We start from the raw sequence: 25,425 nt of genomic DNA, 5'->3' as shown, positions 1-25,425 counted from the left end.
ACCTCTATGAACCTCCGGTAAAATGCTCTCCTTCGTCGCTCAGCGTGTCCTGAAGGGCGTGATCGTCCTGCTCGCGATCGTGGTTCTCAATTTCTTCCTGATCCGCCTGGCACCCGGCGATCCCGCGATCGTGATGGCGGGCGAGGCCGGGGCCAGCGATCAGGTCTTCGTCAAGCAGCTCCGGGAGAAGTTCGGGCTCGACAAGCCGCTGCCCGAGCAGCTCTTCATCTACGTCAAGGGCGTCGTCAGCCTCGACCTCGGCTTTTCCTTCCGCCAGCAGGCTCCGGTCGCCAAACTGATCGGCGAGCGGCTGCCGGCGACGCTGTTGTTGACGCTGACCGCCTTCGCGATCTCGCTGATGCTGGGCATCCTGTTCGGCACCTTCGCCGCGCGCTTTGCCGGAACTTTCCTCGACACCGGCATCACCGTGTTCGCGCTGATCTTCTACGCCATGCCGATCTTCTGGGTGGCGCTGATGGGCATCCTCTTGTTCTCGGTCACCTTCGACTGGCTGCCGAGCTTCGGCTACGAGACGGTCGGCGCCAACCTCACCGGCCTTGCCCATGCGGTCGACGTCGCCAAGCACCTGATCATGCCGGCGATGACGCTCGGGCTGTTCTTCATGGCGACCTATACCCGCATGACGCGCGCCTCGATGCTGGAGGTGAAACGCCTCGACTTCGTCAAGACGGCGCGCGCCAAGGGTCTCTCCGACGCCGTGATCCAGCGCCGCCACGTGCTGCGCAACGCGCTGCTGCCGGTAGTGACGCTCGCGGGCGTGCATTCCGGCACGCTGATCGGCGGCGCCGTCATCACCGAGACCGTGTTCGCCTGGCCTGGCATCGGGCGGCTGATGTACGACGCGCTGCTGCAGCGGGACTACAATCTGCTGCTCGGCGTGTTCGTGATCTGCTCCGCCATGGTCCTCACCTTCAACCTCATCACCGACCTCGTCTATCGCCTGGTCGATCCGAGGATCGAATACGCCGCATGAAACAGTTTTGGAAATCGATGCTGAAGAGCCCGAGCGGCGCCATCGGGCTCGTCATCCTCCTGGTTGCCATCTTCGTCGCGGTGTTCGGACCGATGCTTTTCCCGAACTCGCCCTGGCGCATGGTGCAGCGGCCGTTCCTGCCGCCGTTCACGCTGTCGACCGTGCCGCTCGGCACCGACGCGCTCGGCCGTGACGTGTTCGCCGGCGTGATCTTCGGCGCCCGCGTCTCGCTGCTGGTCGGTCTCGTCTCCACGCTGGTCGCGCTGATCGTGGGCGTGCCGATCGGCGCCATGGCCGGTTACTTCGGCGGCAAGGTCGACGATGCCTTGATGCGCTTCACCGAGTTCTTCCAGACCATTCCGAGCTTCGCGCTCGCGATCGTGCTGGTCGCGATCCTGCAGCCCTCGATCTATTCGATCGTCGCCTCGATCGCGGTGGTGAGCTGGCCGCCGGTCGCGCGCCTCGTCCGCGGCGAGGTGCTGTCGCTGCGCACGCGCGAATATGTCCAGGCCGCCGTGGTCACCGGCCAGAGCAACAGCTGGATCATCCTGCGCGAGATCCTCCCCAACGCGTTGTCGCCCGTCATCGTGCTGGCCTCGTTGATGGTGGCGACCGCCATCCTGCTTGAATCCTCGCTGTCCTTCCTGGGCCTCGGCGACCCCAATCTGATCTCCTGGGGCTACATGGTGGGCGCCGGACGCACCGTGATCCGGCAGGCCTGGTGGATCACCGTGTTTCCCGGCATTGCCATCCTGATCTCGGTGCTTGGGCTGAACCTGATCGGCGAAGGCCTCAACGATGCGCTCAATCCGCGGCTGTCGCGGGAGGGCCGCTGACGATGACCGCCTCGCCGGCCGTCTCCATCAGGAACTTGCGGATCGCGCTGCCCAAGGGCGCCGAGCGCCCCTTCGCCGTCGACGGCGTTTCGCTCGATCTGCAGCCGGGCAAGATCGTCTGCGTCGTCGGCGAATCCGGCTCCGGCAAGTCGATGTGCGCGCATGCGCTGATGGGCCTGTTGCCGGATACGGTGTCGGTCACCTCCGGTGAAATCCAGTTCGAGGGCCGGGACCTGCTCAAGCTCGATGACGGCGGCTGGCGCGATCTGCGCGGCCGCCGGCTGGCGATGATCTTCCAGGAGCCGATGACCGCGCTCAATCCGTTGATGCGGATTGGCGACCAGATGGCGGAGATGTTCGAGGCGCACGGCCTGCTCACGCCGAAGGAGCGGCGGGCCAAGGCACTGTCGCTGGCAAGCGAAGTCGGCCTGCCCGACCCTGAGCGTATCGTGCGCGCCTATCCGCACCAACTCTCCGGCGGCCAGCGCCAGCGTGCCATGATCGCGATGGCGCTCGCGCTCGAGCCCGCGGTGCTGGTGGCGGACGAGCCGACCACCGCGCTCGACGTGACCACCCAGGCGCAGATCCTGAAGCTGATCCGCAACCTCCAGCGTAACCGCAATATGGCGGTGATGTTCATAACCCATGACTTTGGCGTCGTCGCCGACATCGCGGATGAGGTCGTGGTGCTCCGGCATGGGAAGGTGGTCGAGGAAGGTCCGGCCGCAACCGTATTCAACGCGCCTCAGCACGACTACACCAAGGCGCTGCTCGCCGCCGTCCCGTCGATGGATCCGCCGGCGCGCGCTCCGCTGGACGATCAGGCCAAAGCGGTCGAGGTGATCGGGCTGGACAAGACCTATGTCACATCGGGTGGCTGGTTCCGCGAGGATCGCCGCGTCGATGCGGCGCGCGCGGTCAATTTCAACATCCTCAAGGGCGAGACGCTCGGCCTCGTCGGCGAATCCGGCTCGGGCAAGTCCTCGGTGGCGCGCCTGGTGATGCGGCTGCTCGAAGCCGACCGCGGCACGGTGCGGATCGGCGAGACCGACCTGACCTCGCTTTCCGGCAAGGCGCTGCGCGCCGAGCGCCATCGCATCCAGATGATCTTCCAGGATCCGTTCGCCTCGCTCAATCCGCGCCGCAAGATCGGCCACATCATCGCGGACGGGCCGATCGCAGCCGGGACCGATCCGAAGGTGGCGTTCGACCGCGCCCGCGACCTCCTCAGGATGGTCGGGCTGGATGCCGGCGCGCTCGAACGCTATCCGCATGAATTCTCCGGGGGTCAGCGCCAGCGCATCGGCATCGCCCGCGCGCTCGCGCTCGAGCCGGAGATCATCGTCGCGGACGAGGCTGTTTCCGCGCTCGACGTCTCGGTGCAGGCGCAGGTGTTGAAGCTGCTGGAAGATCTCAAGGCGCGCCTCGGCCTGTCGATGCTGTTCATCACCCACGATCTGCGCGTCGCGGCCCAGATCTGCGACCGCATCGCGGTGATGCAGCGCGGCGCCATCGTCGAGCTGAAGCCGACTGCGCAACTCTTCGCCGCGCCCGAGCACGTCTACACGCGCGAATTGCTCGCAGCCGTGCCGGGACGGAAGGAGCACGCGCCGGCCGCCTGAGGTCAGGCCGGGCAAATTAGCCGCTTTCCGAGATGGTTCCAAAAACTTGCCCGCCGCAATCGGCGAAACATATTTGATCCAGCAGCATTTGCTTCGTAGACGATTCCTTGCTCATGTCAGCGAGGGGGCGAGCTGACACCAATAGTCGCTCGTCGCGACAGGAATTGCGCGGCGCGGTCACGCGCTTTTTATCCGGTCGTGACCGGGCTCGCCGCTTCAAAGCTCAAGGGCATCACCATAGATGAAGATGGAATGATCAACGTCATCTCATGACGGACTCACACTGATATTCGGAGCCAACATGGGCGAAGTTATTCGATTTGTCTCAAAGTCCGAGCGCGAGCGAGTGCGTCTCATCCAGGAGGCACGCGCCATCTACGACAGCATCTTCCCGCTGGCCGATCCCGCCGGCGAGGGGCAGGAGAACCCGGCGATCGGCCGCTCGTTCATCGGCCGCGACGGAGGTAGCTCGTCGTGATCAAGATCATCGCCGTGCTTTGCAGCCTCGCCTCTCCCAACAATTGTCACGAGCAAATCGTCACCACGTCGGACTTTGCGCAGATCTCGGTGCAGTCCTGCCTGATGGGCGCGCCGCAGCTCGCCGAATGGATGAACCAGCATCCTACCGAGCGCCTGGCGGCATGGCGCTGCGTGATCGGAGACCAGGGACGCCGGGGAATCTGAGGCCGAAGGCCGCCTGATCGTGTCCTACCTCGTGGTGTTGCTCCAGGTGGGAACCGAGTTGGTCACTCCGACCGAAGGCCAATTGTATGATCCGATCGACGGCGCCGTGACAGTGCCGACCGTCTGTCCGGATGACCCGTAGGACGCCCTCGGTTGCGCGGCCGGCGCGCCGGCACCGCTATAGGTCGGAGCCACCGCACCCGTGCTGTATTGCCGGCTGGATCGGATCTTTTTCGCCTCAGCCGCGAACGGTGCGGCAAGCAGTGCCGTCGTGATGAGCGCGGAAACGGCGAGTCTGATGGCTTTCATGGCTGATCCCTTCGCCCGTTGCGCACCCCGATATGCCAAGTGTTCATGCATCGGAAAATTTCCATGGGTTCTCCCTTCATAACTCCGTGTGCGGACGAAGGTGCCGGAGCGCGGCGGACTCACACCGCCTTCGGATGGACCCGAATCAGCGCTAGTGCATTGCTTTCAATGACTTCCCTGGACCCAAGCATGACCGGCGCCGAACTGAAGCAGCTTCGCAACGATCTCTCCGATGCCCTCGAGCGCAAGCTCAGCGCGGCCGACATGGCCAAGCTTTGCGGATTGCCGGAGAGAGGCGGCGCCGACACCATCCGGCGCTGGGAGGTTAGCGGTCCGACGCCGGAGGGGACCAGGATACTGCGCGTGCTCGCGATGGCGAGCGAGCGCTATCCGATCCTGGAGAAGTTCGACATCTTCGATCGACACGACGTGCGTGAGGAAGACAGGCCGGCAAAGCGCGCCGCCTTCCGCGCGCAGATGCGCGATGAGGCGCGGCGGCGTCTTGGTTAACGCAAGGCGCGCGCAAGTTACCGACCGAGCACGCCGTTAAGCCTTCCTTCACCACTTCTTAAGTCGCCATTAAGCACGAAAATCATTTGCGGCCCAACAAGTTACCTTGGACGCCGCTGTGCCACGGATGTGACAGCATTTTCGTCAAAAGCGAGCTATCTGCAAAACCAATGCGGCGCACAAAACGCGCCTGCCGGGGACCTTACGTGTTGGAGTTCAAGACGATGAAGAAGATTCTGTTTGCGACCGTGGCGCTGCTCGTGGTGGGCGCGGCTGCGCCGGCGGTCGGTGCCGATCTCGGCAACCGCAATTATTACAAGACGCCCGCGCCGGCCTACGCCGCGCCGATCTACAATTGGACGGGCTTCTATCTCGGCGCCCATGTCGGCGGCGCGTTCTCCAGCGACAACAATTTCAACGGCCTCTCCACCGGCAACAACGGCAACGGCCGCTTCCTCGGCGGCGTGCAGGTCGGTGCGGACTGGCAGTTCAACCCGAACTTCGTGGTCGGCGTCGAAGGCCAGTATTCCTGGCTCTCCGGCAGCGTCGGCGCGGTGTTCCCGGGCGGCATCGCCTACACCAACGACCAGCGCGGCCTCGGCTCGATCACCGGCCGCGTCGGCTACACCTGGGGTCCCGGCCTGGTCTATGTGAAGGGCGGCTACGCCTATTCGGACAACAACGAGAAGGTCACCGTCGGCGGCGTGCCGACCGCCTTCGTCATCACCGGCGATCATCGCAACGGCTACACCGTCGGCGCCGGCCTCGAATACATGTTCGCCCCGAATTGGTCGGCCAAGGCCGAGTACCAGTATTACAATTTCGGCGACGCGAGCTTCACCGCCGGTCCGCTCGCGGGCACCGGAAGCTTCACCACCGACGACCATACCTTCAAGGCGGGCGTCAACTACCGCTTCAACTGGGCGAGCCCGGCTGTGGCGCGCTACTGATCGGTTAGCAAAACCTTATCGCGATGGGGGGCCGGCGGCACTGCCGGCCCCTCTTTTTTCGCTGTGCGGAACGCGGGCAACCGATTGCAGAAATTGCGATTTTTTAACCGCCCTGGCCGATACTCCCCGCCACAAAACATAAAGCAAGGGCGTGGGGGAATTTCGATGGCAATCCGTTTCAGTCTCGGCCGTTTCAAGCCGCGTTTCAAAATGCCGAGATGGGGCGTGCGCGGCAGCCTGTTCGCGGCTTTCATATTGATCGCGGGTATGGGCCTCGTGATCGCGGCCGGCGCCGGCCTTGCGCTGCAGAATCTCGGCGGACGCATGACCGAACTGAGCGGACGGGACATTCCCCGCCTTTCCGCCAGCCTGCAATTGTCGGCGCTGAGTGCGAGCCTCGCGGCACAGGGACCGGCCCTGCTTGCGGCGCAGAGCGAGGACGCCCTGACCGAACGTACCAAGAAGCTCAGGGAATTGCAGGAGCAGACGCAGCAGAAGCTCAACGAGATCATCGAGCTCGGCGGCGACAAGAGCGTCGTCTCAGGGCTCAGCGATACGATGAAGAGCATCAACGAGGCGGCACAGAGCCTGACGAAGGCCGCCCGCGAACGGCTCGACATCGCTGCCCTGCACGAGAAGCAATATGACGCGCTTCGCGCCGCGCAGGGCGCGTTCGTCGGCGCAGCGAGCCCGGCGATGCTGGACGCGCAGACCCGCGTCAATGCCATTCTCGGTTCGGCCGACCTGTCCGCCGCAGATGCGAACGACGCCGCGCAGACCGTCGGTCAGCTCGGCAACGTCGTCGCCAGCGGCAATCTCGCGGCCGCCAACATGAGCGCGGCGCTGTCGGCGAACACGAGCGACAAGCTGGACGACATCCAGAAGGAATTCAAGACGGCGCAGGGACGCCTGCGCTCGAACCTCGATCTGTTGCCGGACAACCAGGGCAACAAGATGCTGCGCGAAACGGCGGAAAAGCTGCTCGCGCTCGGCACCGGAAAGACCGGCGTGTTCAATCTGCGCGAGAAGGAGCTCGACTCCATCGACTACGGCCAGACCATCCTGGACGAGACGCGCAAGCTCAATGTCGGCCTCGGCATCAGCGTGCAGCAGCTCGTCGACGGCGTGCAGAAAGAGACCAACGCATCGACCTTCCAGGCGCGGCAGGAGATTTCGCTCGCGACATCAGTCATGCTGGCGCTGGGCGCGCTGATGCTGGTCGGCTCGGCGCTGTTCGTCTGGCTCTATGTCGGCCGCAACATCCTGCGTCGGATCGGCGCCCTGCAACAGTCGATGCAGCTGCTAGCGAACGGGGATCTCGAGACCGAGATCTACCGCTCAAAGAACCACAACGACGAAATCTCCGTGATGGCGAACACGCTGCAGGTGTTCCGGGAGAGCATGATCGAGACCCGCGCGCTGACGAGCGAGCAGGACAAGGACCGTATCGCCAAGGCCGAGCGGGCCGCGCGCATGGAAGCGAAGATCGCCCAGTTCGAAAGCACCGTGCGCTCCGCGCTCGACAATCTGGCGCAATCGGCCAATTCGATGCAATCGACCGCGCAGAGCATGTCGAACACCGCCGACCAGTCCAACGCGCTGGTCAACGCGGTCGCCTCCGCCGCGGAGGAGACGTCGGTCAACGTGCAGACCGTATCGGCCGGCACCGAGCAGCTGTCCTCCTCGATCCAGGAGATCAGCCGCCAGGTCGTGACCTCCGCCGAGATCGCCAAGAAGGCGGTCGACGAAGCGGGAGCGACCGATGCCACCGTGCAGAGCCTTGCCGACAGCGCGAGCCGCATCAGCGTCGTCGTCGACCTGATCCAGACCATCGCCTCGCAGACCAATCTGCTCGCGCTCAACGCCACCATCGAGGCGGCGCGCGCAGGCGAGGCTGGCCGCGGCTTCGCGGTGGTTGCCTCCGAGGTGAAGAGCCTGGCGAGCCAGACCGCCAAGGCGACCGACGAGATCCGCACCCAGATCGCCAGCATGCAGGAGAGCACGACCTCCGCAGTCGGCGCCATCCAGGGCATCGGCCGGATCATCGCCGAGATCAACGATGTCACCACGACGATCGCAGCCGCGGTCGAGGAGCAGGGCGCCGCCACGCGCGAAATCGCCCGCAACATCCAGCATGCCGCCGGCGGTACCAGCGAGGTCTCCAGCAACATCGTCGGCGTCTCCACCGCGTCCGCCGAAGCCGGCGCTGCGGCCACCGAGGTGCTGGGCGCCTCGGACGCGCTGCGGCGCGAGGCCGACATGCTGCGCGGGGAGATCGACGCCTTCCTCAACGACATGCGGGCGGCCTGATCGTCATTCCGGGGCGCCTCGAGAGGCGGACCCGGAATCTCGCGCTACAATTCTCCACATTCCGGATTCGCGCTCACGCGTGCTCCGGAATGACTGCGCTTTTGACGATCACCAACCGGGACACGGAAAAACACGACCCGGTATGACCGCCATGCGATCGCCGCCCAGCATCCTTTTTCGGCTGGCGCCCCGCGCGCGCTGGGTTTAAGCCGATAGCATGAGCTCGAAACCCGACACCGCGCAGTCCTCGGCCGAGGCCCTGCGCTACCCCTGGGAACAGCATCCCGGCCCCGAACAGGTGGTCGAGGTGCGGCCCGGCGTGTTGTGGGCGCGGCTGAAGCTGCCGTTCCGCCTCAACCACGTGAACATCTACCTGCTCGCCGATGGCGACGGCTATGCGATGATCGATGCCGGCTTCGGCAACGAAGAGACGATCGAGGCCTGGACCAAGCTGTTCGAGGGGCCGCTCAAGGGCGTCAACATCACGCGCCTGATCGTCACCCATTCTCACCCCGACCATGTCGGTCTCGCCGGATGGATCGTCGACCGGTTCGGCTGCCCGCTGGTGATGTCGCAGGTCGAATATCTGCAATCGGTCTATCACCAGAACCGCGGCACCGAGGAGCGGCGCGAGGCACAGCGGCTGTTCTTCCGCCGCCATGGCATGGACGAGTCGCTCACCGAAAAGCTGCTCGGCCGCGGTCAGGACTATCTGAAGCGCGTCTCGGTGCTGCCGCCGTCCTACCGCCGCATCTCGCATGGCGACGACGTCGTGATCGGCACGCGCCGCTTCAAGGTCATCACCGGCGGCGGCCACGCCCTCGACCAGGTGATGCTGTATTGCGCCGACGACAAGCTGTTCCTCTCCGCCGACCAGGTGCTGAGCAAGATCTCGCCGAATGTCAGCGTCTGGGCGGTCGAGCCCGACCAGAACTCGCTCGGCGAATATCTGGCCTCACTCGCCAGCCTGACCACGACGCTGCCCTATGACGTGCTGGTGCTGCCCGGCCACGGCGTGCCGTTCTACGGATTGAAGACCCGCATCAAGCAACTCGCCGACCACCACGAGGAGCGCTGCCGATTGATCGCGGAAGCCTGCCGCGAGGTGCCGCAAACCTCGCGCGCCCTGGTGCCCGTCGTGTTCAACAAGCACGTGCTGGACGAGCACCAGATGGGCTTTGCCGCCGGCGAGCTCGTCGCCCACGTCAACTACATGATCGTCGAGGGCCGCCTCACGCCCGAGATGCAGGACGGTGTGCTGCAGTTTCGGACGACGTGAGTCTTGTCTTCGCCTCTCCCTGCCCGCGGGGAGAGGCCGGAATGCGCGCGTAGCGCGGATTCCGGGTGAGGGGACTCTCCGCGAGTCCAACTGTCACCGTCCTTGCGGAGACTCCCCCACGCCAACCCTCTCGCCGCAAGAGCGGGGCGAGGCAGCAGACCGCCGCCGCGGCAAGCACCTCACCTCATATTCGCGATCGCGTGCAGCGCCGCGATGTAGCCGAACGGCCCGAGCCCGCAGATCACGCCGGTCGCCACGAACGAAATCTTGGAGTGACGGTGATATTCGTCACGGGCGTGGATGTTGGAAATGTGCACCTCCAGCACCGGGCCCTCGAACGTCTTGATCGCGTCCATGATCGAGACCGAGGTGAAGGAGAGGCCGGCCGGATTGATGACGATCGCGTCCGCGTCCTGCCGCGCCGACTGGATCAGATCGACCAGCACGCCCTCATGGTTGGACTGGTGGAAGGCGAGTTTCAGGCCGAGCCTGGCTGCGGCGTCCTCGCAGCTCGCGTTGACCTCCGCAAGCGTCGTCGTGCCGTAGATGTGCGGCTCGCGGATGCCGAGCATGTTGAGGTTGGGGCCGTTGAGAATCATCACGCGCTTCATGGAAGGGTCCTTTCGAGATCCTGCTTGAATAGGAAAGCGCGCCGCGGGCCGCGACGGAAGACCATAGGCTGGGGCTGAACCCTCGCCCGGCAGATGGTGCAGAGCAGCACTTACATATCGCGCAGGATTGATCGGGATCAAACTGAGATGCGCCGGATAGGGCATTTTGCCCAAATGCCCACAGATCCAAATGTGGGATAGCGCATAGACATTGGAGCTGGAAAAGCTCTAAGTAGACGCGTCCCCTTGGTCAGGTTCCGTTGCAGGTTTGCCGATGGATTACGCCCAATTCTTCAATTCCGCCCTCGATCGTCTCCATACCGAGCGGCGTTATCGCGTGTTCGCCGACCTCGAGCGCACGGCCGGCCGGTTCCCGCACGCGGTCTGGCACTCGCCCAAGGGCAAGCGCGATGTCGTGATCTGGTGCTCCAACGACTACCTCGGCATGGGCCAGCATCCGAAGGTGGTCGGCGCCATGGTGGAGACCGCGACGCGTGTCGGCACCGGCGCCGGCGGCACCCGCAACATCGCCGGCACGCATCATCCGCTGGTCCAGCTCGAAGCCGAGCTCGCCGATCTCCACGGCAAGGAAGCCGCGCTGCTGTTCACCTCGGGCTATGTCTCGAACCAGACCGGCATCCCGACCATCGCAAAGCTCATTCCGAACTGCCTGATCCTGTCGGACGAGCTCAACCACAATTCGATGATCGAGGGCATCCGCCAGTCCGGCTGCGAGCGGATCGTGTTCCGTCACAACGACGTTGCGCATCTCGAAGAGCTGTTGAAAGCGGCCGGCCCCGATCGGCCGAAGCTGATCGTCTGCGAGAGCCTCTATTCCATGGACGGCGATGTCGCGCCGCTCGCCAAAATCTGCGATCTCGCCGAGAAATATGGCGCGATGACCTATGTCGACGAAGTCCACGCCGTCGGCATGTACGGCCCGCGCGGCGGCGGCATTGCCGAGCGCGACGGCGTGATGCATCGCATCGACATTCTCGAGGGCACGCTGGCCAAGGCGTTCGGTTGTCTCGGTGGCTATATCGCCGCCAACGGCCAGATCATCGACGCCGTGCGTTCCTATGCGCCGGGCTTCATCTTCACCACCGCGCTGCCGCCGGCGGTCTGCTCGGCCGCAACCGCCGCGATCAAGCACCTGAAGACGTCGAGCTGGGAGCGCGAGCGCCACCAGGACCGTGCCGCCCGCGTCAAGGCGATCCTCAATGCCGCCGGACTGCCGGTGATGTCGAGCGACACCCACATCGTACCGCTGTTCGTCGGCGATCCCGAGAAGTGCAAGCAGGCCTCCGACCTGCTGCTCGAGCAGCACGGGATCTACATCCAGCCGATCAACTATCCGACCGTCGCTAAGGGCACCGAGCGCCTGCGCATCACCCCCTCGCCCTATCACGACGATGGCCTGATCGATCAGCTCGCCGAAGCGCTGCTGCAAGTGTGGGACCGCCTCGGCCTGCCGCTGCGCGCCAAGTCGCTCGCGGCGGAGTAGGCTTCCGCGCCAGGGCAGGGGTGAGAGCAGCGTCGCGCCTCACTGCAAGCCCGCGCGGCGGAATCCCTCCAGATAGTGTTCGCGATCCCGCTCATTGGCCCACGGCAGCTGCGTCGCGATCCAGTGCAGCGAGATGCCCGGTTGGGTGCGGCGGAGCTCTCCGAGCGCCATTTCCGCAAGCGCGCCGTCGCCGGTCATGCCGGCGGAGACGGCGAGCACGCGGTAGGCGCCGGTGAGATCGCCGCGGTGGCGGATCGCCTCGCGCGCCAGCGCGATGGCCTCGCCATAGTGCCGTTCTGTGAAGCGCGCATAGGCGGCGATACCGTGATAGATCGCCAGTGACGGATCGCGCGGCGACAGCCGAATCGCCTTTTGCGCGGCCTCGAACGAGTCCTTCGACCGTCCGGCATAGGACAGTGCCAGCGCGTAATAGCCCTGCGCCAGCGAGAAGTTCGGATTGAGCGCGAGCGCCTGCTCGAACTCGGACAGCGCATCTGTGAGCCTGCGGGTCGAGAAGCAGACGCTGCCCAGCGCGGCATGCGCCCAGGCATCCTCGTGGTCGCAGCGCACTGCTTTGATCGCGGCGGCTTCCGCGGCCGGCGCAACCGCGTCCAGCTCGGTCCAGCCGAGATGCACGCCGAACATGTCGTTCACGGCCAGCACCGACAGCGCCTGGCCGTAATTCGGATCGATCGCGATCGCGCGCGCGAGCAGCGCCTTCGCGGCCTCGTGGTCCTGGCGGGTCACGCGCCAATAATGCGACAGCGCGCGCATCAGGAGGTCCCAGGCGTCGAGGCTCGCCGGCGGCTTGCGATGGCTGCGGAAATTCTCGGCCGCGTGGATCTGCGGCTCGATCGCGGCGGCGATCGCGTTGGTGATCTCGTCCTGCACGGCGAAGACGTCGACGAGCTCGCGGTCATAGCGCTCGGCCCAGAGATGACTGCCCGACACGGCGTCGTTGAGCTGTGCGGTGATGCGTACCCTTTTGTCCGCCTTGCGTACGCTGCCTTCGACGATGTAGCGGACGCCGAGCTCCTCGGCGATCTGCCTGATATGGACCGTCCGTCCCTTGTAGGTGAAGGAGGAGTTGCGGGCGATCACCATGAACCAGCGCTGCTTCGACAGCGCGGTGAGGATGTCCTCGCTGATCCCGTCGCCGAAATAGTCCTGCTCGGGATCGCCGCTCATGTTCTCGAAGGCGAGCACCGCGATTGCCGGGCGATCCGCCACGCGCGGGGGAGCGGGCCTGGCTTCCGTCCGCGCGGGCGAAGCCGCCGCTTCTTCCCGGACCTCGCCGACGAACCGAAAGCCCTTGCGCGGAATGGTCTTGATCAGGCGCTGGGCCGCGCCGTCGTCGCCGAGTGCCTTGCGCGCGGCGTTGATCCGGCTGTTGAGGGCGGAATCCGAAACGATGCGGTCGTTCCAGATATGGCTGATCAGGTCATCCTTGCTGACCACACGCGCCCGTTGCGTGACCAGATAGAGCAAGAGATCGAACACTTGCGGCTGCAACGGGACGGCATTCCCGTCGCGAGTGAGCTCCCGGAGGTCACCGTCCAGCACGTTGTTTTCAAAGCGAAATCGCACGTTTTCGTCGTCTCAAGCAGAAATCAAAGTCGTCTCAGGCGAAAATCAATCGTCCGCGAAAGCCGCGGGACGTCCGATCCGGCATGGTGCGAAGACCAAACCGTGTCGGTGCCTCGGCACAACGGAGTGTTTCATGACCCAAATTGATCACCAGGTTCATTCCCTCGGCCCGGACGTTACGGGCTCTCGTATTTTCAGGTTCATCGCCTTTCTGTACGGAATTGCGGCGTATCTCGTGTTTTTCGTCACCATTCTCTATGCGATCGGTTTCGTCATGGGGGTGATGGTGCCCAAGACCATCGATACCGGCGCCGAAGCGCCCGTCGTTCGCGCGGTCGTCATCAATCTGCTGCTGATGTCGCTGTTCGCGGTTCAACACAGCGTGATGGCACGCCGGCAATTCAAGGATTGGTGGACGCAGTTCGTCCCCAAGCCGGTCGAGCGCTCGACCTACGTGTTGTTCGCGAGCCTGTCACTGCTGCTCCTGTTCTGGCAGTGGCGGCCGCTGCCGTCGGTCATATGGAGCGTGGAGAACCCGGATCTTGCCGTGACGCTGGTCACGTTGTCCTTCGCCGGCTGGGTTCTGGTGTTCACCTCGACCTTCATCATCAACCATTTCGAGCTGTTCGGCCTGCATCAGGTGACCAATCATCTCGTCGGCAAGGAGATGGAGCCGCCGCGCTTCAAGACGCCGCTGCTCTACAAGTTCGTGCGCCATCCGATCTATCTCGGTTTCATCATCGCGTTCTGGGCGGCGCCGGTCATGACCGCGGGTCATCTGTTGTTCGCGGCCGTGACCACGATCTACATCTTCGTCGGCATCGCGCTGGAGGAGAGCGATCTCGTCGATCTCTTCGGCGACGAGTACCGGCAGTACAAGCAACGCGTCTCCATGCTTATTCCCTGGCGCCGGTCGGTAGACTAATCGCGCGTCGGCGGGCGCCTTGGCATTTTTTCGAGAGGGCGGCACAGCGTCGCCCTCTCTGCCTTCGTCGAAGAGAAGGATGAACGACTACCCTCCGCGCGATTCGACCACCTTGCGGCAGGAATCCGACAGCTTCGACTTGTTCTCGCGCAGGCAGGCGTTCATCTGCGGCGGCTTGCCGATATGCTCGGCGCAGAATTTGCTGGCGTCGCCGCGGCAGGCCATCTGCTCCTGGACGGATGGACCGGACTGCGCGGCAGCAGGCAGGGCGGCAGCTGCGAGCAGCAGCGCGGCAAGAACCGAAATCTTCATAGAGCACCTCTTTGGAATTCTCGTTGGTCCCGACCGGGATCAATCGGGCCGGACCATTCCGCAAAGGTCGGGCGCCGGTCCATGCCATGTTCATGGCACCGGCCAGTCCTGCCGCCGGCGGTACCCCCATCTTCATGGCATGTATCCGCGCGCCGACTTTTGTCATTCAGGCTGCACCTCGGCTGCGAGACCCGGTGATTGCATCGGAACGCCGAACGGAAGCAGGAGAGCAAGAATGTCGAAGAGAGCTGGAGCGCTGGGCGCGGGGCTGACGGTCATGGCGCTGGCTGGCGCGGCGATGGTGTCGCTGGGTACGAGCCCGGCGCAGGCCGTGGTCTATTGCAAGACGGTCGGCGTGCCGAAGGGCTGCGTGGTGCGGCCGGCTGGCGCCGTGGTGGTGGGAGCGCCGGTCGCGCGGGCTGCCGTCGTGACCCCCGGCGTCGGCGCGCCCGGTGTCGGTGTGCGTGCCGGCACGCCGATGAATCGCGGCGGCCCGGTCAATCGCGTCGGTGTGCGCTGATATTTCCGCTTCATTGAATTGATACATCGCTTCGGGCCAAGGGGCCCGCGGACGAACACCCCCCGTCCTCCGCAGGCAATTTTACCCGGCCCGTCCCCTCTCTCCGTGCGCCCCACACGTTCGGGGAGGGGGCCCTTTCAGCCCGCGGCCATGTCGCTGCCGGGAAAACGTTGCGGTAGTTTCAGCCGCACGCGCGTGCCGGAGGAATCAGACGTCAGGTCGAGCACCGCGCCGCAGCGCGCGGCGCGGCTTTTCATGTTGCGTAGGCCACGCGCGGTCTGGCTGGTACCCGCCGCCTCGCCATTGCCGGCCAGCGCAAAGCCGCTCCCGTCGTCAGTCACGCTGATCACGCCGTACGGCCCCTGGCCTGCGTCGAACGTGTCGATGGTAACCGCGATGCGGCGAGCCTGCGCGTGCTTGACCGCATTGGTGACGGCCTCGTCGAGGATGCGCACGATCTGGATGACGTGCCATGGCCTGAGCTCGGGATGCAGCGGCAGGCCCTGCGGCGTCGCCACGCGCCAGTCGAGCGTGATGTCGTGCGGTCTCAACTGGGCCGTGGCGCGCTCGCGCCAGGAGCCGAGCGCCAGCATCAGGTCGCCGCCGATGTCGTCCATGGAATCGATGACGAGGCGGAGATCCTTCAGCGCCGCGCGCGCGGCGTCCGTGATGCTCGCGCCCGCGCTGCCGCGCTCGGACAGCGCGACGATGCTCACGAGCTGGCCGCCGAGGCCGTCGTGCAGGTCTCGCATCAGGCGGGTGCGCTCGTTGGCGAGCGCGGCGGCGCGGGCGCGCTCCTCCTCGCGGGCAAAGCTCGCCTTCAGCCGCTCCTCGGCCTCCCGCACCCGCGTCACCAGCTGGCCGGCAAAGCTGTCGACCTGGTTCAGCGCGCGGGCAAAGCGCCAGGTCAGCCCGGCACCGATCGCGACCAGCATCGCCGAATAGGACAGGCGCGAGACGAAGATGCGATCGTTGCTCACGATATCGAGCACCGTGAGCATGTCCTGGACCCAGCAGACCAGCACGATCGTCACCGCGCAGCCGATCGTGAAGCTCGCCGCGTCTTGACGTCGCACCACCGCGGTTGCGGTGACGCAGGCCATCAGGACCAGGCAGAGCCCGACGGTGGGAATGCCGAGCACCAGGAACAGGATGCGCGGCAGCGGCGGGCCCCCGATCAGCCCGACCACAAACACGAGGACACCGGGCACGAACAGCAGCGTGCCGTAGCGCGGCCAACGCCAGCCGAAGAACAGCACGCCGAACACGACGATCAGCGCGCTCTCGATCGGTGCGGACGCGAGCAGCACCGCCGTGAGCCGGGATACCGTGGCCGGCGGCGCCGGCGGCGGCACGAAGGCCTGCACCACGCCGAGCACCATCGCGGCGGCCAGCACGCCATAGACCGGTTCGTGGCGCCGCATCAGCCACATGATCGCGAGGATGACGGCCAGGATCGCCTGCCAGGCGGAGAACACCACCGGCAGGGTGACGAACAGCAGCGTGCGTGTCTCATAGGCCGGGCGCAAGGCGGCATCCGGCCCGACATAGACGGTGTCGAGAAAGCCCTTGAGCGGTCCCCACACGAACATCCGCACCGTGATCTCGTTTCCGCCCTCGCGCAGCAGCGACGCGGGGATCGCTGCGATCTGCGGCGTGTTGCGGTCGGGCCGGTTGGCGTTGGTGTCGCGTCGGGAGTCGAGCACGACGACGCCGTTGACGGCGACCTCCACCGCGTTGCTGAAGCGCGGCAGGTACACCGACCAGCCCGAGGCCGCATCGCCGCTCGGGAATGTGAAGGTGCCGGCGTAGAATGGCGGGTCGGCCAGCGAGTGGCGCGAGGAGGTGAAATGCGGCAGCGTCACGGGGCGCGTCAGACCGTCCTCCCGCGCCGAAAAATCGGTCACGGCGAAGTCTTCGGGATCGCTCGGCTGCAGCAGCCGAATCCCCAGCGCCGTGACGATCACGATCAGGACCTGGAGCAGCAGATAGGGCACGAGGCGCGAGGCGATTAGCCGGCGCCGCGGGCGTGTCGGTGCCTTCGCGGGTGCCTTCGTATGTGCTTTGGCCGCGATCTCGCTCACAGCTTGATCAGGCCCTGCTGCACCGCCTCGAACACCGCCTCGCTGCGCGTATGCACCTCGAGCTTGCGATAGATGTTCTTGATATGGCCGGGCACGGTCTGCTTGGAGAGGCCGAGATGGCTCGCGATCTCGGCATAGCTGAAGCCTTTGGCGATGCCCCAGAGAATGTCGATCTCGCGCGGGGTGAGCCTTGCCGTGTTGAGCGGGGGGCCGGGCGGCGACTCCGCCGAACTTTGTGCGGCACCTTGTGTTCTGCGCACGATGAAGCGCGCGATCGAGGCCGAGATCGGCGAATGTCCCGCGACCAGGTCGCGCACCGTGGTGGCGATGTCGGTGGGGAAGGCGTCCTTGAGCAGGTAGCCGGTGGCGCCGACCGTGATCGCGGAGATTACGCTTTCCTCGTCGCCGAGCGCGGAGATCACCATGATCTCGGTGTCGGGGAAACGCTGCCGCATCTCGCGGATCAGCTCGACGCCGTGGCCGTCGGGCAGCCGCAGGTCGGTCAGCAGCACGCGCGGCGCGCCGCCGCTCAGGGCCTGCCGCGCCTCTGCGAGCGTACCGGCGCTGCGCACCTCGTAACCCGCCTTGGCCAGTGCATCCTGCAGCCGCCAGCAGGTCGGCGCGTCATCCTCGACGAGGAGGATGGTGATGGCTTCACCCGTCTCGCCCTGTTCGGTCATGATCATGGTCCCGCGACCCGCGTGTCCCCCGCGGCGCGAAGCAAGTTTAACCGCAGCCCGGAGGCGGTGACACCCATAATCATGGGGGCGGGAAAGTCACGGGACTGCCATGTGCCGGCCTGACGTTGTCGGGCGACGGGCGCCGCCGCCAATCCGGCTTACAACAGATCAACCCGCGGCGGCGGATACCGCCGCGCCAGGGCCGACAGCGACAGCGGCCGTTCGTCTTCCGGCAGTTCCAGATACGCCAGCACGAGCGGCCGCTTCCAATCGCCGACGCCGAAATCCATCGCCGTCCATTTCTGCGGCTCGGGCCCTTCGAGCCCCCGGACCCAGACGAAATAGCGGGGAAGGTCGTCGGCGTCGCTCGTGCGTCTCCTGGCCATCGAAGCTATCCGCTGCATCACCATCATGCGGCACGATATATGACGTAGCTTGGTGAAGTCGAACGTTCCTTTGGGGGGCTTGCCGGGGCCGGGGCGCAATCGCCGTCATTGTCGGAGCGGCTATCCGCCGCGCGATTCCAACCGTTCGAGAAATGATCGCGTCAGCGAGACAACCTCGTCGAGGTTGGTTTCGAGCAGCCAATGGCCGCCATCCAGGAGATGCAGCTCGGCATCCGGCAGGTCGCGGAGATAGGCTCGCCCTGACTCCTCAGGCATGTAATGATCTTGCGGGCCCCACAGGATCAATGTCGGCGGCTTGTGCTGCCGAAGATATCGGCGGTGCTCGGGAAACCATTGGCGGTTCGCCTTGAGGCCAAACAGAACGTCTGCGGCGGCATCCTTCCGCCGCTCGGTCATCAGTGACCAGTGCAATCGCCAAAGGTCCGGCGCGATGAGTCGAGCTAGGTCCGCACGCACGTCGTTCAGGAACTCGTCGCGGAAATTCTCTTCCGTGACAGCTTCCCTCATCGCCGCACGCATCTGTTGGTCGGGCAGCGACCAAGTCTTCTCGATTTCGGCGTATGCCGGTCCAAGCGCATCGTCGTAAGGGATGTCGCCGTTTTGAATGATCTGAGCCACCACCCTCTCAGGCCGCATGATCGCCAGCCGGGCCCCGATCGGTGAGCCGAAATCATGAAGGTAGATCACGAAGCGCTCGATCTTTAGATGCCTCACGAACTGGTCGAGCCACGCGGCATAGCCGTCGAAGCTGTAATCGAAGTCATCAGGTGTCCCGCTATAGCCGAACCCGGGATAATCGGGAGCAATCAGCCGCCATCTATCGGCCAGTCGCGGCATCAGATTGCGGAATTCGTAGGATGAACAGGGATAGCCGTGCGGCAGGAGAACGACTGGCGCGCGTTCAGGGCCTGCTTCTCGGTAGAAGGTGTCCACGGGTCCGATCCGGACCCTGCAATGTCTGACGCGTGTATCCATGTCTTGCTCCCTTTGCAGATAAAGCGACGTCCGGGGCGCGGTTCCCGACATCTGCGTCGTGGTGGGTAGGAGGGCGGGCAGTTCTGACGGAACAACGGCCGGAAGCTGCCGTTACGAAGCGACATCGGAACGGAGGTCGTCGTGATCCACCATGTCTCGGTCGGTACGAATGATGTTCAGCGTGCGAAGCGCTTCTACGATGCGGTCTTGCCGGTCGTCGGGATCACGCCGATGGCCGAGGACGAGGGTGGGCTGGGCTACGGAAGCGGTACGTTTCACTTCAGCGTTCAAGTTCCGATCGATGGAAAGCCCGCGACCGTGGGTAACGGCAGCCACATCGCCTTTGCCGTCGAGAACCGCGCGATGGTCGATCGCTTCTACGCAGCAGCATTAGAGCATGGTGGCAGCGACGCTGGCGCTCCCGGGCTGCGGCCGAGTTACGACCTGAACTATTATGGGGCGTTTGTCCGCGATCCCGACGGTCACAAGATCGAGGCCGTGACCTACTCGGCACAATAGTCGCGAGCGGGAAGGCGCATGTCGACCATGCCCTATGCAATCATCGAAGCTCCTTCAACGCTGGGCCTTGCGACAGACGGCGTGGAGCGCTTGCCCGAGCAACTCCTCAAGCTTGGTCTTGCGGAGCGCATCGTCGCGCGCCGCGCCGGGCGGCTGGTGGTGCCTTCGAAAGATCCGGCGCCGGATCCCCAGTCCGGCATCTTGAACGCCGGCGCCATTGCGGCGTGGTCGCCCAAGCTCGCCGACGCGGTGGAAGCGGTGCTCGTCGCGGACGAGTTTCCGCTGGTGCTGGGCGGCGATTGCACGATCTTGCTGGGCTCGATGCTCGCGTTGCGACGGCGCGGCCGCTACGGCCTGTTGTTCATCGACGGCCACGCCGATTTCTTCCAGCCCGAGGCGGAGCCCAAGGGTGAGGGCGCCTCGATGGACCTCGCCTTCGTTTCCGGCTACGGGCCCTCCCTCCTCGCCGACATCGAAGGTCGCGGTCCTCTGGTCCGCCCTGAAGACATTGTTGCGTTTGGATATCGCGATCACCAGGATCAGGCGGAATATGGAAGCCAGCCGCTTCCCGAAAAGCTCAAGGTGCTCGACCTTCCCGCTGTGCGCGCGAGGGGTATCGAGGCCGCCGCACGCGAAGCGGTCGATCACCTGAGGCGAGCCGAACTGGACGGCTTCTTCATCCATCTCGACGCCGATTGTCTCGACGATGCCATCATGCCGGCTGTCGATTTTCGCGTGCCGGGTGGGTTGTCGTGGGACGAGCTATCGACCGTGCTCCGGGTTGGCCTGGCGAGCGGCAAGGCGGTCGGCCTCGAGATCACCATCTACAATCCGAGCCTCGATGAAGACGGCAGCGCCGGGCGCGGCCTGGCCGATGTGCTCGCAGCGACGCTCGGGAGAGCAACACTCCGAAAAGGCTGATGACGGCTGCTATCCGGCGTAACCAAGCAGCCTCTGAACGACAGACGTGGGACGCTTTGCCGACCGGCCGCTCTCACATGGTGACGGCGACATGAGGGATGGCTAAGGGAGGGAGCCGGGCCGAACCAGTCCGCCTTCGCCAAGGCTTCGGCGGGACAGCCTACCCTGCTTCGCATCGATGGGCTTACACCCGGCTCGCCTAGCCGTAGCTGCGAAGCAGCGAAGGCTGGTGCCCCTGGCCGGAATCGAACCAGCACTCCTTGCGGAACTCGATTTTGAGTCGAGCGCGTCTACCAGTTCCGCCACAGGGGCCCTCGGTCGGCCCCAAAGGCGGCGTCGCGAAGCCGGCGGACTATAGCCATGGACAGGACGGGGTCAACCCGCGCCAAAGTGATCCCGGTCGTTCTCGACAGCCGCATGGGCCGGGGCTAGAGGCTTAGGTCGCGCGAAGAGATGCAAAAGAGGCTGCCGTGACCACCCAGAGTGCCGCCATACCTGCGTTCAAGCCGGGCGCCACCAGCCCCGCGCTGACCGCCGCGGCCTTGGTCACGCTGATCGGCGCAGCCACGATTGCGGGTGCCTGGTTCTTCCAGCTCGTCCTGGAGATCCTGCCCTGCCCATTGTGCCTGGAGCAGCGCTACGCCTATTACCTTGCGATACCGCTCGGTGCGCTGACGGCGCTGGCGGCGCGGAGCGGCGCGCCGCGGCCGTTGCTGCTGGCGGGGCTGGCGATCCTCGCTTTGGCGACGCTCGCCAATGCCGGCCTCGGCGCCTACCATTCCGGGGTCGAATGGGGGTTCTGGAAGGGGCCGACCGATTGCTCCGGTCCGGTCGTCAATCTCGGCAGCGCCGCCGATCTCCTGTCGAAGCTCGACACCGTCAAGGTGGTGCGCTGCGACGAGGTGCAATGGCGCTTCCTGGGCGTCTCGCTCGCCGGCTACAACGTGCTGATCTCGCTCGTGATGGCCGCGATCGCCGCGTGGGGATTCGTGCAGACCGCGAAGCGCTAAAGCTCAATCATCCACGTCGTCCTGCGTGCGCCCGAACAGGTGCACGATGCCCGGCGTTGCGATCGTCACGAAGACGAAACGCGACAGGTGATGGGCGCCGACGAAGATCGGGTCGATGTGCAGCGTCAAGGCCAGCGCCAGCATGGCGTCCATCGCGCCCGGCGCGAACGCCACGACGATGTCGGAGAATTTCACCTGGGTGGTCAGCGCCACGATGCCGACGAAGATCGCGGAGACGGTGATGGCCACGGCAAACGAACCCAGCGCCGCGCGGAGGTGGCCGGCGAGCGTCTTGATCCGCATCCGCGCGAAACGGCTGCCGATCAGTGCGCCGATCCCGATCAGCGCAACGCCACGCACCCAGTCTGGCAGGCCGCCCTCGACCCATCCGGCACCATGCAGCAGGCTGGAGCCGATCATCGCGCCGAACATCCAGCTCGCGGGAAACCTGATCAGCCGCAACACGAGCGCTGCGGCCAGCGACGCGGCGGCCAATTCGAGCAGGTCGAGCGGCGAGGCGATGGCCGTCGTCAGCGACGGCGCAGCCGAGGGCGTGACGCCTGCAATCGCCAGCACCAGCGGCAGCGCGGCGGTCAGGATGATGACGCGCATGGTCTGCACCACCGCAATGCCCGGCAAATCGGCGCCGCGCTCGACCGCCAGAATCGTGATCTGCGACAGCGCGCCGGGACTGCCGGCAAGGAAAGCCGAGGTGCGGTCCCAGCCATGGATGCGCTGGAGGTAATAGCTCGACCCGAACGTGGAGCAGAACGTGGCGAGCGCAAGCAGGCCGATGGTGACCGGGTAGGCGCTGACCTGCTGAAGCAAATGGCGTGAGACGACCGAGCCCAAAGAGATGCCGAGCAGCACCAGCACGGTCTGGGTCAGAATCGGCGGCAAGGTCAGCTGACGGCCGGCGATCGCGGCGATCCCGACCGCGATCATCGAGCCCGAGATCAGCCCGCCGGGAAGGCTGGCGAGCAGAAACACAAGGCCGCCGGCGGTGCCGATGACGAGCGTCTCCACCGTGCTCAGGATCGTGGCACGGCTCGGCCATTCGAACGACAGGGCGGCGGTGATGGGCTTCACGCCGCCTTATCGCAAATCGGCGCGAGGCGCACAATTGCAGGCTCGTCATGCCGCAATGCGCGACGCCTTCCGCCGAGACGCGGAAGGAAACATGAGGGGCTCATTTCTTGTCGGCGGCGGGAGCTGCGGGGGCGGCGGCTGCGCTGCCGGCCTTCGCCTCCTTTTTGCATTCGCGACGGAATTTCTTGCGCTCCTTCCCCTTCAATCCCTTGGCGTCCGCCTGCTTGGAGCATTCCAGCGATTCCGCCGATCGCTCCTTCGTTGCCTTCTTGTCGTCAACAGTGGCGGCAGTGTCGGTCTTGGCGGCCGGCGCGGCGGTCTGTGCGAAAGCGGTGCCGGTGATGAGCAGGGAGGCCAGAGCAACGGCGGCGAGGCGGGACGTGAAGGTCATGTGGTGCACTCTGCGAGAATTGCGAAGGGCTGGAACGTCGGCTGGCGTTGCTGAACGCGACATGAATGAGTTGAGCGGCAGGATCACTATATTTTGCCGGCGCAACTCATCGCATCCTTGTCGCAAGCGGCCGGCACGCTAGGATAGCAATCCTCAATTCACTTCCGTCGGGGAAGATCAAGCAGGAGACCAGGGATGACCATTCAGACGAAATTGTTGTGTGCGATCGCAGCGTCCGGTGTCGCGGCATTGCTGACGAGCGCGCCGGCGCAGGCACTGACCGCGCAGGAGTGCAGCGCGAAGTACCAGGCCGCCAAGAAGGACGGCTCGCTCGGCACCACGAAGTGGAATGACTTCCGCAAGGCCCAATGCGGTGCCGATGCGACGCCCGCCGCTGCGCCGACAGCTCCTGCGGAGCCGAAGCAGGCGAAAAAGGAGGAGGCACCCACCGCTGCGCCGGCCCTGCCGGCCGGACCCGCGGTCTATCCGAACGCGATCGATCCGAAATATGCCAAGGAGACTCCCGGCAAGGCGCGCCTGCACACCTGCGTTGACCAGTACAATGCCAACAAGACCACCAACGGCAACGGCGGCTTGAAATGGATCCAGAAGGGCGGCGGCTATTACAGCGAGTGCACCAAGAAGCTGAAGGGCGCCGCCTGAGTTTCGCATTGCTGCGAAGGCCGGAGCAACGCTCCGGCCAATTCGCCTGAAGTGTTGCGCATGATCTTTTCGGAAAGCCGCTGCACACCTTGCGCTCACGCGGCCCTTCGGGGTCGGATCATGCTCAGTCGAGCAGCTTCTCGGCCGATTTCGCCACGAGCTGCGACCGCTTGCGCGGACCGCTCTCGACGAACAACAGGCTCTGGCCGAAGATGAAGCAATAGAACAGGAAGGCCTGCGCGTCGGCCTCCTCCGTCGCAAGGCCGGTCGCCCGGTAGAGGTCGCCGACGTGCCTGAGCCGCGCCGCGTCGACACTCGCCACCGCCGCCGCGGCGTTGTCGTCCGAGCGGGCCCATTGCCGGATCGCGAGCTCGATCGCCATCCCTTCGGGATTGAGTCGCTCGGAATAGAGCTGGATCACCGCCTTCAGCCGTTCGCGGGGTGCTTGCCCGTCAAGGCTCGTCTGCTGCGCGACCGCGGCGATGCGGCCCGTACGCCAGGCTTCCAGCATGGCCTCGAGCAGCGCGGCGCGGTCGGCGAAGCGGCGGTAGAAGCCGCCCTTGGTGACGCCGAGATTCTTGGCGAGCACCTCGACCCGCACGCCCTCCGCCCCCGCGCGGGCGAGCTCGGCAAATCCAGCCTCGACCCAGACGTCGCCCTTGCCGTCGCTCATGAAGGAAACCTCACCGGTCCTGATACGGTGGCGTATTGCTAACGCGACACGGGTTTGATACGCTACCGTATCAACGCCCAAGAATGAAATTGCGGGAGGAAATGCGATGGAGCAGGAGGCGACCTATCGCGGCACGGTCTATCCGTGGCAATGCGACCATATCGGGCACATGAACATCATGTGGTATGTCGGCAAGTTCGACGAGGCCAATTGGAATCTGTTCGCTCGCCTCGGCCTGACGCCGAGTTACTTGCGATCCTCCGGTCGCGGCATGGCCGCGGTGCAGCAGAACATCGCCTACAAGCGCGAGCTGCTCGCCGGCGACATCGTCGAGATCCGCAGCCATCTGCTCGAGATCAGGGACAAGTCGATCCGCTTCCGGCACGACATGACGAATGGCGAGACCGGCGAGCTCGCAGCGACATGCGAGATCACCGGCGTGCACATGGACCGCCAGCTCCGCAAGTCCGCCCCGTTCGCCGATTGCATTCGCAGTGCTGCCATCAAGCATCTTGCACCAGCCGAGATGTGAGCCATGACCGCCTTCGAGCCGAAAAACCCGGGCTATCGCGCGGCGGCCATCGCCATGTTCGATGCCCAACCGGCCATGCGCACGCTCGGCATCGTGATCGTCCGTCTCGCGCCGGGCGAGGTCGAGCTCGCGATGCTGCATGCGCCGGCCTTCACACAGCAGAACGGTTTCATCCATGCCGGCATCATCACCGCCGGGCTCGACAACGCCTGCGGCGTTGCGGCCTTCAGCTTGATGCCGGCGGAGGCCGGTATCCTCACCGTCGAGTTCAAGACCACGCTGCTCGCGCCTGCCCGCGGCGAGCGTTTCGTCTTCAAGGCCGAGGTGGTCAAGCCCGGCCGTACGCTCACCTTCTGCGAGGCAAAGGCCTACGCCGAGCATGACGACAAGACCACGCTGATCGCCGCGATGAGCGGGACATTGATGGCGATGCTGCCGGCGGCTTAGTCGAGCAGGGCGCGATTCGCGTGGCAATCGCTCCCGCGGCATTCTATAGGAGTCGTAACAATGGCCGGCCCGCGCGCGAAT

General features: G+C 65.2%; 29 protein-coding genes and 1 tRNA gene. 18 read left to right on the top strand and 12 right to left on the bottom strand.

All coding sequences use genetic code 11. The features are described from left to right. Positions 1-22 precede the first annotated feature (22 nt). The 5 genes from AC24YW_RS09515 to AC24YW_RS09495 all read left to right on the top strand — a co-directional run bounded on the left by AC24YW_RS09515 (position 23) and on the right by AC24YW_RS09495 (position 4,136). Entirely contained in the window at positions 23-994 is a 972-nt protein-coding gene (locus tag AC24YW_RS09515; RefSeq protein ID WP_487482466.1) for an ABC transporter permease, read from the top strand. Then, entirely contained in the window at positions 991-1,830 is an 840-nt protein-coding gene (locus tag AC24YW_RS09510) for an ABC transporter permease (RefSeq protein ID WP_487482465.1), read from the top strand. Before AC24YW_RS09515 ends, AC24YW_RS09510 begins: the two co-directional genes overlap by 4 nt. Before the next feature lie 2 nt (positions 1,831-1,832). After that, the gene (locus tag AC24YW_RS09505; protein ID WP_487482464.1) at positions 1,833-3,452 is read left to right on the top strand and encodes an ABC transporter ATP-binding protein; all 1,620 of its coding nucleotides are present in this window, start codon (positions 1,833-1,835) and stop codon (positions 3,450-3,452) included. Positions 3,453-3,798: 346 nt separating this feature from the next. Continuing rightward, on the top strand, positions 3,799-3,930 hold the full coding sequence (locus tag AC24YW_RS09500; protein WP_487482608.1) for a hypothetical protein: 132 nt from the start codon (positions 3,799-3,801) through the stop codon (positions 3,928-3,930). Then, on the top strand, positions 3,927-4,136 hold the full coding sequence (locus AC24YW_RS09495; protein WP_487482463.1) for a hypothetical protein: 210 nt from the start codon (positions 3,927-3,929) through the stop codon (positions 4,134-4,136). The genes AC24YW_RS09500 and AC24YW_RS09495 overlap by 4 nt, the downstream gene beginning before the upstream one ends. Before the next feature lie 24 nt (positions 4,137-4,160). Here the strand turns inward: AC24YW_RS09495 and AC24YW_RS09490 are convergent, their stop codons facing one another. Beyond that, a complete protein-coding gene (locus tag AC24YW_RS09490) occupies positions 4,161-4,445 on the bottom strand; it encodes a hypothetical protein (RefSeq protein ID WP_487482462.1) in 285 nt (94 codons plus the stop codon). 189 nt (positions 4,446-4,634) lie between these two features. Here AC24YW_RS09490 and AC24YW_RS09485 point away from each other — a divergent pair, with 189 nt between their 5' ends. The 4 genes from AC24YW_RS09485 to AC24YW_RS09470 all read left to right on the top strand — a co-directional run bounded on the left by AC24YW_RS09485 (position 4,635) and on the right by AC24YW_RS09470 (position 9,494). Beyond that, positions 4,635-4,955, top strand: coding sequence for a hypothetical protein (locus AC24YW_RS09485; RefSeq protein ID WP_035996689.1), 321 nt, complete (start codon positions 4,635-4,637; stop codon positions 4,953-4,955). 224 nt (positions 4,956-5,179) lie between these two features. Further along, positions 5,180-5,905, top strand: coding sequence for an outer membrane protein (locus AC24YW_RS09480; RefSeq protein ID WP_487482461.1), 726 nt, complete (start codon positions 5,180-5,182; stop codon positions 5,903-5,905). 165 nt (positions 5,906-6,070) lie between these two features. After that, a complete protein-coding gene (locus tag AC24YW_RS09475; RefSeq protein WP_487482460.1) occupies positions 6,071-8,215 on the top strand; it encodes a methyl-accepting chemotaxis protein in 2,145 nt (714 codons plus the stop codon). A gap of 217 nt (positions 8,216-8,432) precedes the next feature. Next, entirely contained in the window at positions 8,433-9,494 is a 1,062-nt protein-coding gene (locus AC24YW_RS09470) for an MBL fold metallo-hydrolase (RefSeq protein WP_487482459.1), read from the top strand. A gap of 179 nt (positions 9,495-9,673) precedes the next feature. On the opposite strand, the gene aroQ is transcribed toward AC24YW_RS09470, so the two are convergent. Beyond that, positions 9,674-10,105 carry a type II 3-dehydroquinate dehydratase gene (gene aroQ, locus AC24YW_RS09465; protein WP_487482458.1) on the bottom strand — a complete coding sequence of 144 codons (432 nt, stop codon included), beginning with the start codon at positions 10,103-10,105 and terminating at the stop codon, positions 9,674-9,676. 274 nt (positions 10,106-10,379) lie between these two features. Between aroQ and hemA the strand changes: the two genes are divergently transcribed. After that, positions 10,380-11,609, top strand: coding sequence for a 5-aminolevulinate synthase (gene hemA, locus AC24YW_RS09460; RefSeq protein WP_487482457.1), 1,230 nt, complete (start codon positions 10,380-10,382; stop codon positions 11,607-11,609). A gap of 39 nt (positions 11,610-11,648) precedes the next feature. On the opposite strand, the gene AC24YW_RS09455 is transcribed toward hemA, so the two are convergent. Further along, the gene (locus tag AC24YW_RS09455) at positions 11,649-13,196 is read right to left on the bottom strand and encodes a winged helix-turn-helix domain-containing protein (protein WP_487482456.1); all 1,548 of its coding nucleotides are present in this window, start codon (positions 13,194-13,196) and stop codon (positions 11,649-11,651) included. 133 nt (positions 13,197-13,329) lie between these two features. Here AC24YW_RS09455 and mddA point away from each other — a divergent pair, with 133 nt between their 5' ends. Beyond that, positions 13,330-14,121, top strand: a complete 792-nt coding sequence (gene mddA, locus AC24YW_RS09450) for a methanethiol S-methyltransferase (RefSeq protein ID WP_487482455.1) — start codon at positions 13,330-13,332, stop codon at positions 14,119-14,121. An 87-nt stretch (positions 14,122-14,208) separates the two neighbouring features. Here mddA and AC24YW_RS09445 read toward each other — a convergent pair whose 3' ends face one another. Beyond that, positions 14,209-14,433 carry a hypothetical protein gene (locus tag AC24YW_RS09445; protein ID WP_036020653.1) on the bottom strand — a complete coding sequence of 75 codons (225 nt, stop codon included), beginning with the start codon at positions 14,431-14,433 and terminating at the stop codon, positions 14,209-14,211. Between the two features lie 235 nt (positions 14,434-14,668). Between AC24YW_RS09445 and AC24YW_RS09440 the strand changes: the two genes are divergently transcribed. Next, on the top strand, positions 14,669-14,953 hold the full coding sequence (locus tag AC24YW_RS09440) for a hypothetical protein (RefSeq protein ID WP_487482454.1): 285 nt from the start codon (positions 14,669-14,671) through the stop codon (positions 14,951-14,953). Positions 14,954-15,090: 137 nt separating this feature from the next. Here the strand turns inward: AC24YW_RS09440 and AC24YW_RS09435 are convergent, their stop codons facing one another. From AC24YW_RS09435 to AC24YW_RS09420, 4 genes are all read right to left on the bottom strand, one after another. After that, positions 15,091-17,037, bottom strand: coding sequence for a sensor histidine kinase (locus AC24YW_RS09435; protein WP_487482453.1), 1,947 nt, complete (start codon positions 17,035-17,037; stop codon positions 15,091-15,093). Beyond that, positions 17,034-17,717, bottom strand: coding sequence for a response regulator (locus AC24YW_RS09430; protein WP_487482452.1), 684 nt, complete (start codon positions 17,715-17,717; stop codon positions 17,034-17,036). The genes AC24YW_RS09435 and AC24YW_RS09430 overlap by 4 nt, the downstream gene beginning before the upstream one ends. Before the next feature lie 158 nt (positions 17,718-17,875). Then, positions 17,876-18,103, bottom strand: a complete 228-nt coding sequence (locus AC24YW_RS09425) for a hypothetical protein (protein ID WP_487482451.1) — start codon at positions 18,101-18,103, stop codon at positions 17,876-17,878. A 120-nt stretch (positions 18,104-18,223) separates the two neighbouring features. Next, positions 18,224-19,099: an alpha/beta fold hydrolase gene (locus tag AC24YW_RS09420; protein ID WP_487482450.1), complete on the bottom strand. Its 876-nt coding sequence runs from the start codon at positions 19,097-19,099 to the stop codon at positions 18,224-18,226. Between the two features lie 141 nt (positions 19,100-19,240). Between AC24YW_RS09420 and AC24YW_RS09415 the strand changes: the two genes are divergently transcribed. Further along, complete coding sequence (locus AC24YW_RS09415) at positions 19,241-19,618, top strand: VOC family protein (protein ID WP_035996730.1); 378 nt, start codon at positions 19,241-19,243, stop codon at positions 19,616-19,618. A gap of 18 nt (positions 19,619-19,636) precedes the next feature. Next, positions 19,637-20,539 (top strand): arginase family protein, encoded by a 903-nt coding sequence (locus AC24YW_RS09410; protein ID WP_487482449.1) that lies wholly within the window; start codon positions 19,637-19,639, stop codon positions 20,537-20,539. Between the two features lie 227 nt (positions 20,540-20,766). On the opposite strand, the gene AC24YW_RS09405 is transcribed toward AC24YW_RS09410, so the two are convergent. Continuing rightward, a tRNA-Leu gene (locus tag AC24YW_RS09405) sits at positions 20,767-20,851 on the bottom strand. A gap of 158 nt (positions 20,852-21,009) precedes the next feature. Between AC24YW_RS09405 and AC24YW_RS09400 the strand changes: the two genes are divergently transcribed. Then, a complete protein-coding gene (locus AC24YW_RS09400; RefSeq protein WP_487482448.1) occupies positions 21,010-21,549 on the top strand; it encodes a disulfide bond formation protein B in 540 nt (179 codons plus the stop codon). Between the two features lie 3 nt (positions 21,550-21,552). On the opposite strand, the gene AC24YW_RS09395 is transcribed toward AC24YW_RS09400, so the two are convergent. Both AC24YW_RS09395 and AC24YW_RS09390 read right to left on the bottom strand, forming a co-directional pair. Continuing rightward, positions 21,553-22,638 carry an AbrB family transcriptional regulator gene (locus AC24YW_RS09395; RefSeq protein ID WP_487482447.1) on the bottom strand — a complete coding sequence of 362 codons (1,086 nt, stop codon included), beginning with the start codon at positions 22,636-22,638 and terminating at the stop codon, positions 21,553-21,555. 100 nt (positions 22,639-22,738) lie between these two features. Continuing rightward, positions 22,739-23,029 carry a PsiF family protein gene (locus tag AC24YW_RS09390; RefSeq protein ID WP_487482603.1) on the bottom strand — a complete coding sequence of 97 codons (291 nt, stop codon included), beginning with the start codon at positions 23,027-23,029 and terminating at the stop codon, positions 22,739-22,741. 195 nt (positions 23,030-23,224) lie between these two features. Here AC24YW_RS09390 and AC24YW_RS09385 point away from each other — a divergent pair, with 195 nt between their 5' ends. Next, positions 23,225-23,692, top strand: coding sequence for a hypothetical protein (locus tag AC24YW_RS09385; protein ID WP_487482446.1), 468 nt, complete (start codon positions 23,225-23,227; stop codon positions 23,690-23,692). Between the two features lie 124 nt (positions 23,693-23,816). Here the strand turns inward: AC24YW_RS09385 and AC24YW_RS09380 are convergent, their stop codons facing one another. Further along, positions 23,817-24,365, bottom strand: coding sequence for a TetR/AcrR family transcriptional regulator (locus tag AC24YW_RS09380; protein ID WP_487482445.1), 549 nt, complete (start codon positions 24,363-24,365; stop codon positions 23,817-23,819). A 106-nt stretch (positions 24,366-24,471) separates the two neighbouring features. Between AC24YW_RS09380 and AC24YW_RS09375 the strand changes: the two genes are divergently transcribed. After that, the gene (locus AC24YW_RS09375; RefSeq protein WP_487482444.1) at positions 24,472-24,897 is read left to right on the top strand and encodes an acyl-CoA thioesterase; all 426 of its coding nucleotides are present in this window, start codon (positions 24,472-24,474) and stop codon (positions 24,895-24,897) included. Positions 24,898-24,900: 3 nt separating this feature from the next. Further along, on the top strand, positions 24,901-25,344 hold the full coding sequence (locus AC24YW_RS09370) for a PaaI family thioesterase (RefSeq protein WP_487482443.1): 444 nt from the start codon (positions 24,901-24,903) through the stop codon (positions 25,342-25,344). Positions 25,345-25,425 lie beyond the last annotated feature (81 nt).

It is taken from the genome of Bradyrhizobium sp. USDA3516, assembly GCF_057651995.1.
The sequence above is the reverse complement of the archived record's forward strand: the minus strand, read 5'-3'. Positions and strand labels throughout refer to the sequence as shown.